Here is a 10,487-nt window from a genome sequence, read left to right as displayed (position 1 = left end):
GCCTTGGTGGTGACCTCACCGGCCACATGCACCTGACCGGTCGTGATCAGCGTCTCGACCGCGACCCGGCTACGCGGGTCCTGGGCGAGCAACGCGTCGAGAATGCCGTCACTGATCTGGTCAGCGATCTTGTCCGGGTGGCCCTCCGTGACCGACTCGGACGTAAACAGACGACGCGCCATCGACCTCTCCCTGGTGAGTTCGGCTCACCACATCGTCGCGGGTCCGGGCGGCGAGCGGGAGTGGACGGTTGAGGACGGTCCGGCGAGTGTCCGCATCGGACCAGCATGTTGACGTGTGGCCGGTGTCATCGGCCGTACGTCAGGCGCCTGAGTAGCCACTCAGCCGGTCCGCGTCGCCGACGCGACTCCATGGCGCTCGCGACCAGCACCGACGTGAACCACACCACGACGGCGGCGGCGAACGCGGTGTACGTGGAGCCGCCGAGGTCGAGGGTGAACGGGACGAAGAGCACGGTCCAGGCCACCGACTGGAACAGGTATCCGCTCAAGGATCGCCGTCCGAGCGTGGCGACCGCGTCGACCGCGGGCCGCCGCCGGCTGTCCGAGAACCGCAGTGCCAGCAGACCGAACAGGGCGACGTAGCCCGGGCCACCGGACATGCCGCTGGCCGTGTGTAGGTAGGTCATGGCATCGAGTGTGGCGGTGTCGACGTGAATGGTGCCGGCGGCGGCCAGCGCGTATGGCAGCCCACCGAGGAACGTGATGGCGAGAGCGCCGACCGCGACGCGGCGCAGCAGGACCCGGTGCGCCGCCGGTTCCTCCAGGATGTGGCGGCGGCCGGCCCACATGCCCAGCCAGACGATCACGATGAACGGCAGCACAGAGGCGGTGTGCGCCGGCCACTCCTGTATCCGGTCCACAATGGAGCTGTCGTAGGAGTTGGCGGCCAAGGACGGGTTAGGGGAGTTGGTGACGATCGCGTCACCGCTTCGGGCGCTGGCGGTCAGCCTGGCGGCGATCACCACGACGGAGGCGAGTTGCAGGCCCCACAGAAACAAAACGATGTGGTGGAACCGGTCGCCGCGGCGCAGCAGCAGGACCGTCGCCACGACCCCGACGATGCCGTACGCGCCGAGGTAGTCGCCGTAGTAGAGCAGTGTGGCGTGGGCGGCGCCGAAGCCGACGAGCAAAGCGTTGCGGCGCAACAGGACCGCGCGCGTGGCGGTGCCGGCGGCATCGCTTCGGCGAGCCAACTGCACCACGCCGTAGCCGAACATGATCGCGAACACCGGGTACGCGCGACTGTCCACAAAGGTTGCCAAGAAGAAGTTGAGGACCCGTTGGAGCCCATGCGGCGTACCGTCGAGACCGGGTTGGCCGGCGAAGGCGAAGTTTGCCGCGTTCGCGAGCGCGATGAACAACAGCATCCCGCCGCGGGCCAGGTCCGGCGCGAGCGCGCGGGCGGCGCGGGGTACCGGCCCCGCCGTCGCCGCCCGTAATGGCGAGGTGACTGTCGATTGTGTCATGGGCCCACGCTAGGCCGTTAGAGGCCCACCGTCGCTTGGGCAGAACATGCCACGTAGGGCACAGGGCTAGCGCAGGCCGGCGAAGAGGTCGTCCTCGCCACCGGATGGGTGGACGTCGCCGTGCTGAAGGATGAAGTATTCCTTCGCGAAAACCAGGTGCTGGATCTCGCGCGGCAGGAACAGGAAGAACATGTTCTCGCCCTGACTTGTGTGCGCCTCGAGTGCCTTGCACTTGCCCTCCGCGTAGGGAGACACGTCCACTCTCGTGCTGACCTCGTCGTCCGGGATGCCGAAGTCCTCCGGCGGCTCGAAGCCGAGCTCGATGCCGGCATCCCGCATGTGCTCGAACAGCTCTCGGAGCGCGCCACGGGGGATGGCGGTGTGGTAGAACTTGCGCGGAATACCGGTCGTTCTTGACGCTTCCACGGCGATGCGGTGGGCCTGGATGTGGTCGGGATGGCCATACCCGCCGTTCTCGTCGTACGTCACGACGACGTCGGGCCGGTACCGCCGCATCAGCGCCGCGAGGGGAGCGGCGGCGTCGGCCACGGGGATGTTGCTGAACGCCTCGGGGTGGTTGTTCGCCTCCCAGCCCGGCATCCCCGAGTCCCGGTAGCCCAGCAGCTCCACATGGTCGATGCCCAGGTGGCCGGCCGACGTCTGGAGCTCCTCCAGCCGAAGCCGGACGACCTCAGCCTCGTCGTGCCCGTCCTGGTCCGGCTTGATGCCGCCGGGGCCGTCGCCCTGCTCACCGTTGGTGCACGTCACCAGCACCGTTCGCACGCCCTCGGCGGCGTAGCGGGCGAGGATCCCTCCTGTGCTGATCACTTCGTCGTCGGGGTGCGCGTGCACCGCCATCAGTGTCAGTCCCATGCTCGCACCCTAGATGGCAATCTCAGCGGACCACAGAGAGCTGAACGAGAGGAGGCCGACAGGTTGGGGACACCGTACGCCCTGGCACGAACAGACCACTTCCGGGACGAGAAGGGGGCGCAAAAGATAGCCAGCGTAGGCGGTTGATGCCCCGTCCTCGGAAGGAGCCGTGCGGATGGCCCTCAATACCTCCACCGAAAAGTCCGGTGTCGGCAGACACGCGAGCGAGGTCCGCAGGCTACTGAGCCCCGTCGAGCGCTGGCTGTGGATCTCGCATCAGATTTCGCCGATGAACGGGTTCGCGTGGGTGCAGGTGCGCGGCCGGCTTGTTCCGGAGCAGCTGGCCTGGGCGGCGGCCGCGGTGGTCGCCGAGCAGCCCCTGTTACGGGTCTCGATCCACGCCAAGCCGGATGGCACCGATCCACGGTTCGAGCCCGCCACCGGCCCGGTCATGCCGATCCGGATCGTGCACGCCGATGCCGACGACGAGCAGGCGGCCGAACGGGAGCTCGACACCCGCGAGATGAGGGAGCCGGTGGACACCACCACCGCCCCGATGGCCCGGCTGGTCGACGTGGTGCGGGGCGCCGGCACCGACGCGGAGACCCACGACCTGATCCTGACGATGTCGCACACCATCGTCGACGCCACCGCCCGGGTCGGCATGCTCGCCCAACTGCTGCGCTACGCCGCGGAGTGGGATCCGAACAGTGACGAGCCACGCCGTGTCGTCTCCCGAGAGCCGGTGCCCCCGATCGGCTACGCGCTGCCGCGCGGCGTCCGCGGTCTCGGCCGCGCCATTGCGACGGTGTTCACCGAGCACATGGCGTCGCTTCGGGCGCACACGAAGCCCATGGCACCGGAGCGACACGTACCACCGGCGGACAAACGCACCCGACTGCTGCTCCGCAAGCTGTCCGGCGACCAGCTCGATGCGTTGCTGTCCACCTGCCGGCGCAGAGGCGTGACCGTCCACGCTGCGCTGTCGACAGCCACCGCCCGAGCGGTCGGCCGCGAGATCGGCATCACGAACGGCAAAGTCACCATCCGCACGCCCGTCCAAGCCCGCGCGGAGCTGTCCCCGCCACTGACAAAGAGCGACGTCGGAAACTACATGTGCGTCACGCAGACGTACGTGAACGTGGACCCGAACGCCGACTTCTGGGCCGTCGCCCGCCAGTTCAACAAGGACCTCAGGAAGCGATTGCGGCTGCGGGCACACCTGTCCTCCATCGCTCTCATGCGCAAGTTCGCGCCGAAGTCCCTCGCGACCAGCACGCGCTTCGTCGACGGGATCGACGACCGGGCGGCCGGGGCCGTGCTGGTCTCCAACCTGGGCCGGGTCGACTTCCCCGACCGAGTCGGGGACTGGGAGCTGTCGGCGGTTCAGTTCTTCTCCACCATGTCGGTCACCGGCCAGATGGCCATCTGCGCGGTGACGAGCAACGGCGTGCTCCACCTCAACACCTGCTATGTCGAGGGGCAGAGCTCGGCCGAGCGCGCGGCCCGTGTCACGGACGACACGCTGGCGATCCTGATGGCCGCGGTCGGTAGGGGATAGCCGATGATCAAGACCGACGCCTGGGTGCTGTACGCGCATCCGGCGCATGCGGAGCGACCGACCTTCGTCGAGGACGTGCTACGCCGGGAAACCTTCTCGTTCCCCGAGCCCGACGAGGACGAGGTGCTTGTCGAACCGCTGTTCGGGTCCTACGAGGCCAACATGGACCACGCGTTGACCCGCGACCCGATCGACGTGTGCCGGCAGCGCGGCGAAGAGTCGACGGTCATCGGCAACCTCGGCATCGTCCGAGTGCTGCGACCCGGATCCCTTGCCCGGACCACGTTGCGCGAGGGCGACGTGTGCATGGTCATGCCGTTCGGCAAACAAGACCGCCACGGCTACGCCGAACTCGTCTACGCCTTCGACATGCCGGGGACCGTCGGCCTGATGGCCAAACGCACCAAGGTGCGGGCCGAAAACCTGCTTCCCGTTCCCCAGGACAGCGCCTACTCACTGCCGCAGTGGGCCGCCTACGCGCGCTACTTCACCGCCTGGGACAACTGGAAAGTCGCCCTCCGCTGCTGGAAGGCGCAGCTGGACAACGTCGACCCGGGCGACCATCTGGTGTTCGGCTGGGGCGGCGGCGTCTCCGTCGCCCAACTGGAGCTGGCCCGGCGTGCCGGCTTTCGGGTGGCGATGACGGCGAGCAGCGACGACCGGCTCGCCTATGTGCGGAGCAAAGGAATCGAGCCGGTCGACCGCAGACTCTTTCCGGATCTGGCGAGAAACGGGCCCAGCGGGCAGTTCGACGCGATCGCGGAACGCCGCTACCGCGCCTCCGAACGGGAGTTCCTGCGGGTGATCTCCGACCTCAGCGACGACGCGGGCGTCGCGATATTCGTCGACTACATCGGCGCACCGGTGTACAAGGCAACGCTGAAGTCGCTGGCCCGGGAGGGCGTGGTGACGACCGCGGGCTGGAAAGGCGGGATGGACCTGCTCAACCGTCGAGCCACCGAATGCATCAAGCGCCACCTGCATGTGCACACGCATGTCTGGCGTTTCCAGGATTCGCCGGTGATGCGGGACTACCAGGAGGAGACCGGCTGGATCGCCGACATCGATCCGGACGCGATCTACGGCTTTGACGAGATCCCCGTGCTCGCCCAGGACTACCGGATGGAAAAGCTGAGCACGTACTTCCCGATGTACCAGGTCAATCCAGTGTAGGAGCGGTATCGATGACCGAGTCCATCCTCGCCAGCGCTGCCGAAGAGCAGTCGCTTGCGTTTCCCATGGCCCGAGGGTGCCCCATGCACCCGCCCGCCGAGTACGCGATGCTGCGCCCGGATCGGCCGGTCGCCAAAGTCACCCTGCCGTCCGGCCTGACCGCCTGGCTGGTCACCCGGCACGAAGAGGTGAAGCAGCTGATGGTCGACCCGCGGCTAAGCTCGGACCGCACCGCACCGGGGTTTCCGCTCATGCTGCCGGTGCCGCCGGGCATGCTCAAGCAGCTGAACCTCTCGCTGATCTCGATGGACCCGCCGGAGCACCCGGCGCACCGGCGCATGCTGATTCCCGAGTTCACGATGAAGCGGATGCAGGTCCTGCGTGCGCGCATCCAGCAGATCGTGGACGAACGCGTCGACGCGCTTCTCGCCGCGGACCGCCCAGCCGACCTGGTCGCCGAGCTAGCGATGCCGGTGCCCTCCCTGGTGATCTCGGAACTGCTCGGCATCCCCTACCCCGATCGTGACTTCTTCCAACCGCTCGCCATGCGGATCGTCAGCCGCGACAACAGCCCGCAGGTCCGGGCCGCGGCGGGCCAGGAGCTCGCCACCTACCTGCACGAGCTGGTCATCGCCAAGGAGAAGGACCCGACCGACGACCTGCTCGGGCGCCTGATCGTGAAGAACCGCGAAGAAGCCGTGATGACTCGTGAGGACATCACGAACCTGGCCCGGCTGATGCTGATCGCCGGACACATCACCACGACGGACATGATCTCGCTCGGCACCATCGTGCTGCTGGAGAACCCCGACCAGCTGGCCCTGATGCGCGAGAACCCCGAACTCGTCGGCAACGCGGTCGAGGAATCCCTGCGCTACTTCGGCATCGCGGACATGTCGCGTGCGGTGCTCGAGGACGTCGAGATCGGCGGTGTCGTGATGCGCAAGGGCGACGGCGTCATCTGCGCCGCCGTGGCGGCCAACTGGGACGACGAGGTCTACGAGCACCCGGAGCGGTTCGACGTCCGGCGCGGCGCCAAGAACCACCTCGGGTTTGGTCACGGCGCACACCAGTGCCTCGGCGGCAATCTCGCCCGGCTGGAGCTGGAGATCGTGTTCAAGACGCTGTTTTCCCGGATACCGACCCTGCGGCTGGCCGCCCCGGTGGAGGAGATGCCGTTCAAGTCCGACGCCACGCTCTACGGGGTCTACAGCGTGCCGGTCACCTGGGACGCGGACGCGAGCTAGGGGAGCCGACCGCGCAGGAGGCATCCCTTGCGTAGCGCGCCGCAGAGTGCCATATCGATATCAGGGCTGGTCAAGAACTTCGGACGCACGCGTGCGCTGGACGGTCTCGACCTTTCCGTGAACACCGGGGAGGTGCACGGGTTTCTCGGGCCGAACGGTGCGGGCAAGTCGACGACGCTTCGCGTCCTGTTGGGTCTGATCCGTCCGGACAGCGGCACGGTACGCGTGCTCGGCGGCGACCCGTGGCGCGACGCCGTCTCACTGCACCGCCGCCTCGCGTACGTTCCCGGCGACGTGACACTCTGGCCGACACTGTCCGGCGGCGAGATCATCGATCTGCTCGGCAGGCTGCGCGGCGGACTGAACCCGGCCCGCCGCGCGAGGCTGATCGACCGCTTCGAGTTCGACCCCCGCAAGCTAGGGCGCGCCTACTCGAAGGGAAACCGGCAAAAGGTGGCGCTGATCGCCGCGCTCGCGTCCGATGTGGAGCTGCTCGTGCTCGACGAGCCGACATCGGGCCTGGACCCGTTGATGGAGGCGGTCTTCCGCGACTGCGTCGCCGAGGAGAAGCAGCGTGGCCGCACCGTCCTGCTGTCCAGCCACATTCTGGCCGAAGTGGAGACGCTGTGCGAACGGGTCAGCATCATCCGCGCCGGCCGCACAGTGGAGACCGGCGCCCTCGCCGAGCTGCGCCACCTGAGCCGTACGTCGATCAGCGCCGAGCTGACCCGGCCTCTGGTCGGATTGGACGAGCTGCCGGGGGTGCACAGCGTGTGGATCGACGGCCGGCGGGTCAGCTGCCAGGTCGAGGCCGAAGCCCTGGACCTGGTGTTGAGCCATCTGGTCGCGGCCGGTGTACGCGGTCTGGTCAGCCGACCGCCCACACTTGAGGAGCTGTTCATGCGCCACTACACCAGGGGCCGGGCGGATCAGGTGGTGGGCACGTGACCGGTCTCGTCGGCACCGGCATGCTGGCCCGGCTGGTGCTGCGACGCGAGCGGGTGGTGACCGCGGTCTGGGTGCCGCTCCTCGCGGTCGTCCTGATCGGCTTCGCGGCTGGAGTGCAGTGGCTGTACCCGACAGCGGCGAGCCGGCAGGAGTTCACCGCGTCCGTGGCGGACAACCCGTCGCTGGTCGCCATGTACGGCCCGGTGTTCAGCTCCTCGATCGGCGGCCTCGCCGCGTGGCGCAGCGTGTTCGTCCTGCTCGGTGCGGCGATCGCCGCCCTGCTCACGGTCGTCCGGCACACCCGCGCTGACGAAGAGGTGGGGCGCCGGGAGCTCCTCGGCTCCACTGCCGTGGGGCGCCACGCGTCCGCCGCCGCGGCGCTGGTCGTCACGTTCGGCAGCACCGCCGCGCTCGCCACCCTCATCGTGCTCGGCCTGATCGGGCGTGGACTGCCGGTCGCGGGATCGGTCGCGGAAGGACTCGCGGTGGCCGCTGTCGGCATGGTGTTCGGCGCGGTGGCCGTCCTCTGCGCCCAGTTGACCGAGAGCGCCCGGTCCGCGCGCGGGATCGCCGCCGCGGTGCTGGGCGGCGCGTTCCTGCTGCGGGTCATCGGCGATCTGAACTCCGACAACGGCCTGTCCTGGCTGTCGTGGACCTCGCCGTTCGGCCTCGTGCAGCGGGTCAGGCCATTCGCCGACGAGCGCTGGTGGCTGTTCGCGCCGATCGCCGCGCTCGTCGCGCTCCTCGTCGGCCTGGCCTTCGCGGTCGAGTCGCGCCGAGACCTCGGTGCCGGCCTGCTGCCGGCGCGGCTCGGCCCGGCCGCCGGCGGGCCGAGACTCAGCAGCCCCTATGCGCTGGCGTGGCGGCTGCACCGCGGCGCCCTGTTCGCCTGGACGGCCGCGTTCGCCGTGGGTGGTCTGGTCGTCGGCGGCGCGGCGCAGGGAGCGGTGCGGATGCTCGACGACAACCCACGGCTGCGGGTGATGTTCGAACGGCTCGGTGGCAGCGGTGCGGCCGCCGACACATTCCTGGCGGTGGTGCTCGTGTACATCGGCACAGTCGCCGCCCTGTACGCGATCCAGGCGGTGCTGCGGCTGCGAGGCGAAGAGCTCGAGCACCGGGCCGAGCCGCTGCTGGCCACACCGGTGTCCCGGCTCGAGTGGACAGTGAGTCACCTGGGTTTCGCCTTCGGCGGGCCGGTACTGCTCATGGCGGCGGCCGGTGCCGGCGCCGGCGTGGTCCGGGGGGCGGCGAACGGCGACGTCGCGCACCACGTCGCCCAGCTGCTCGGTGCGGCGCTGGCGCAGCTACCCGCCGTGTGGGTGCTGCCGGGTCTGGCGATCGCGGCGTTCGGGCTGGTGCCGCGATGGGCGCCGCTCGTCTGGGCCGCCGTGGCGTTCTTCGCGCTGCTGGGAGAGTTCGGCGCGATGCTCGACCTCAACGGCTGGCTGCTGGACGTGTCGCCGTTCCACCACGTGCCGCGGCTGCCCGGTGGCACCTTCGCGGCCACTCCGCTGATCTGGCTGACGGTCATCAGCGGATCGCTCGTGCTCGTCGGCCTGATCGGCGTCCGCCGGCGCGACATCGGCTAGTCCGAGACGAACCAGAAGGGCGGAAGCATGCCGCACGACTCCGATCCGCGCCGGTGGTGGGTGCTGGGCTTTCTCGCGGTGCCGTTGCTCGCGATCGGCCTGGACGGCGCGATTCTCAACGTCGCCCAGCCCACGCTCGCCGCGGACCTGGGCGCCTCGATCACCGAGCTTCAGTGGTTCAACAACGCCTACACCTTGGTGCTCGCCGCAGGCATGCTGCCGGCCGGCCTGCTGGGCGACCGCTTCGGCCAGAAGCGCCTGCTGGTCGCGGCCGTCATGCTCTTCACCCTGGCCTCCGTCGCCTGCGCGTACAGCACCTCGCCTGAGATGCTGATCGCGGCCCGCGTCTTACTCGGCATCGCCGCCGCGTTCATGCTGCCGCTGTCCTTTTCGATACTCACTGTGGTATTCCCGCCCGAGGAACGCCGCAAGGCGCTGTCCATCTGGGCGACCGCCACCGCCGCCGGCATACCGCTCGGCCCCGTGCTCGGCGGCTGGCTGCTCGAGCAGTACTGGTGGGGTTCGGCCTTCCTGATCAACGTGCCGCTGCTGGTCGTGACGGCGATCGCGCTGGTGCTGCTGATCCCGCCCGCGCCCGGCTCCCGCGAGGTGCACATCGACCTGACCGGTATCGCGCTGTCCAGCCTCGGCCTCACCGCGCTGACGTTCGGCATGATCGACGCCGGACGGCACGGCATGCGGTCCGGGGTGGCACCCGCGGCGATGACCCTGGGCCTGGCCCTGCTGGTCGCGTTCGTCATCTGGTCGCGCCGGGCGAAGAGTCCACTGGTCGACCTGGGCCTGTTTCGCAACAGCGACTTCTCCTGGGGCGCGGCGCTGGGCACACTCGCGTCCTTCGGACTGATGGGCGCGCTGTTCATGCTTCCGCTCTACTTCCAGGCCATCGACGGCACCAGCGCACTGGAAACGGGTTTGCGCCTGCTTCCGGTCGTGGCCGGGATGCTCGTCGGAGTCCCGGTCGCCGAGCGGATCCAAGGCAGGTACGGTCCTCGTTCCGTCATCCCGCTCGGCTTCGCCCTCATGACCGCAGGCCTGGTGGTCGGCACCGCGACGCGGGTCGGCAGCGGGTACTGGCTGACCGCCGTGTGGCTGGCGATCCTCGGGCTCGGCCTGGGGTTCGCCCTGCCGATGTCGCTCAACCTCGCCCTCGGATCACTGCCCGTGGCGCGCAGCGGCGTGGGTTCCGGGCTCGTCCAGGTGCTGCGGCAGTTCGGCAGCACGGTCGGCGTGGGCCTCCTCGGCACGGTGCTCAACCTCACGTACCGCGCCGGCGTCGACGTGTCCGGACTGAGTGACGACGAGGCGCGGACCGTGCGGCGCAGCGCGACGGCCGGCGTCGACGAGGCACGCGATCTGGACCTGCCCCACCTGGAGGCGTCGGTGCGTGAGGCGTTCCTCCACGCCATGCACACCACCCTCTGGGTGGCCGCGGCGGCCATGCTCGCCGGGACCGGACTCGCCTACGTGTTCTTGCGCAAGCCAGTGCGGGAGCCGGCCGCGCCGGCCGTGTTACAGGCCGTCGACAAGTAGGCCCGTCCCGAACGCCGCGATGGCGACGGGGCTCGCCGCCGCTCCGGTGCCGC

At 69.3% G+C, this 10,487-nt stretch carries 9 protein-coding genes; 6 read left to right on the top strand and 3 right to left on the bottom strand.

Annotated features, from left to right (window positions below):
- The 3 genes from AC5L36_RS38985 to AC5L36_RS38975 form a co-directional block, all read right to left on the bottom strand.
- Positions 1-182, bottom strand: a 182-nt coding sequence (locus AC5L36_RS38985) for an S-adenosylmethionine synthetase N-terminal domain-containing protein (protein WP_441223715.1), incomplete at its 3' end; no start/stop codon positions are given.
- Positions 183-307: 125 nt separating this feature from the next.
- Positions 308-1,489 (bottom strand): DUF418 domain-containing protein, encoded by a 1,182-nt coding sequence (locus tag AC5L36_RS38980; protein ID WP_441223714.1) that lies wholly within the window; start codon positions 1,487-1,489, stop codon positions 308-310.
- A 66-nt stretch (positions 1,490-1,555) separates the two neighbouring features.
- The gene (locus AC5L36_RS38975) at positions 1,556-2,362 is read right to left on the bottom strand and encodes a PIG-L family deacetylase (protein WP_441223713.1); all 807 of its coding nucleotides are present in this window, start codon (positions 2,360-2,362) and stop codon (positions 1,556-1,558) included.
- Between the two features lie 289 nt (positions 2,363-2,651).
- Between AC5L36_RS38975 and AC5L36_RS38970 the strand changes: the two genes are divergently transcribed.
- The 6 genes from AC5L36_RS38970 to AC5L36_RS38945 are packed head-to-tail and all read left to right on the top strand — an operon-like array spanning position 2,652 to position 10,434.
- On the top strand, positions 2,652-3,923 hold the full coding sequence (locus AC5L36_RS38970) for a phthiocerol/phthiodiolone dimycocerosyl transferase family protein (protein WP_441223712.1): 1,272 nt from the start codon (positions 2,652-2,654) through the stop codon (positions 3,921-3,923).
- Between the two features lie 3 nt (positions 3,924-3,926).
- Entirely contained in the window at positions 3,927-5,096 is a 1,170-nt protein-coding gene (locus AC5L36_RS38965; RefSeq protein WP_441223711.1) for a hypothetical protein, read from the top strand.
- Positions 5,097-5,107: 11 nt separating this feature from the next.
- Complete coding sequence (locus tag AC5L36_RS38960) at positions 5,108-6,343, top strand: cytochrome P450 (protein WP_441223710.1); 1,236 nt, start codon at positions 5,108-5,110, stop codon at positions 6,341-6,343.
- A 27-nt stretch (positions 6,344-6,370) separates the two neighbouring features.
- A complete protein-coding gene (locus tag AC5L36_RS38955) occupies positions 6,371-7,291 on the top strand; it encodes an ABC transporter ATP-binding protein (protein ID WP_441223709.1) in 921 nt (306 codons plus the stop codon).
- Positions 7,288-8,883, top strand: coding sequence for an ABC transporter permease (locus AC5L36_RS38950; protein ID WP_441223708.1), 1,596 nt, complete (start codon positions 7,288-7,290; stop codon positions 8,881-8,883). Before AC5L36_RS38955 ends, AC5L36_RS38950 begins: the two co-directional genes overlap by 4 nt.
- 27 nt (positions 8,884-8,910) lie before the next feature.
- The gene (locus tag AC5L36_RS38945) at positions 8,911-10,434 is read left to right on the top strand and encodes a DHA2 family efflux MFS transporter permease subunit (RefSeq protein WP_441223707.1); all 1,524 of its coding nucleotides are present in this window, start codon (positions 8,911-8,913) and stop codon (positions 10,432-10,434) included.
- Positions 10,435-10,487: the final 53 nt, after the last annotated feature.

Source organism: Phytohabitans sp. LZ39, from assembly GCF_059359075.1.
Note: the sequence above shows the minus strand (reverse complement) of the source record. Positions and strands in the feature narration are given on the sequence as shown.

Bases quoted from the DNA above. Each gene is read 5' to 3' on its own strand.
- AC5L36_RS38980 (WP_441223714.1), bottom strand. From the start codon at position 1,489: ATGACACAATCGACAGTCACCTCGCCATTACGGGCGGCGACGGCGGGG.
- AC5L36_RS38975 (WP_441223713.1), bottom strand. From the start codon at position 2,362: ATGGGACTGACACTGATGGCGGTGCACGCGCACCCCGACGACGAAGTG.
- AC5L36_RS38970 (WP_441223712.1), top strand. From the start codon at position 2,652: ATGAACGGGTTCGCGTGGGTGCAGGTGCGCGGCCGGCTTGTTCCGGAG.
- AC5L36_RS38965 (WP_441223711.1), top strand. From the start codon at position 3,927: ATGATCAAGACCGACGCCTGGGTGCTGTACGCGCATCCGGCGCATGCG.
- AC5L36_RS38960 (WP_441223710.1), top strand. From the start codon at position 5,108: ATGACCGAGTCCATCCTCGCCAGCGCTGCCGAAGAGCAGTCGCTTGCG.
- AC5L36_RS38945 (WP_441223707.1), top strand. From the start codon at position 8,911: ATGCCGCACGACTCCGATCCGCGCCGGTGGTGGGTGCTGGGCTTTCTC.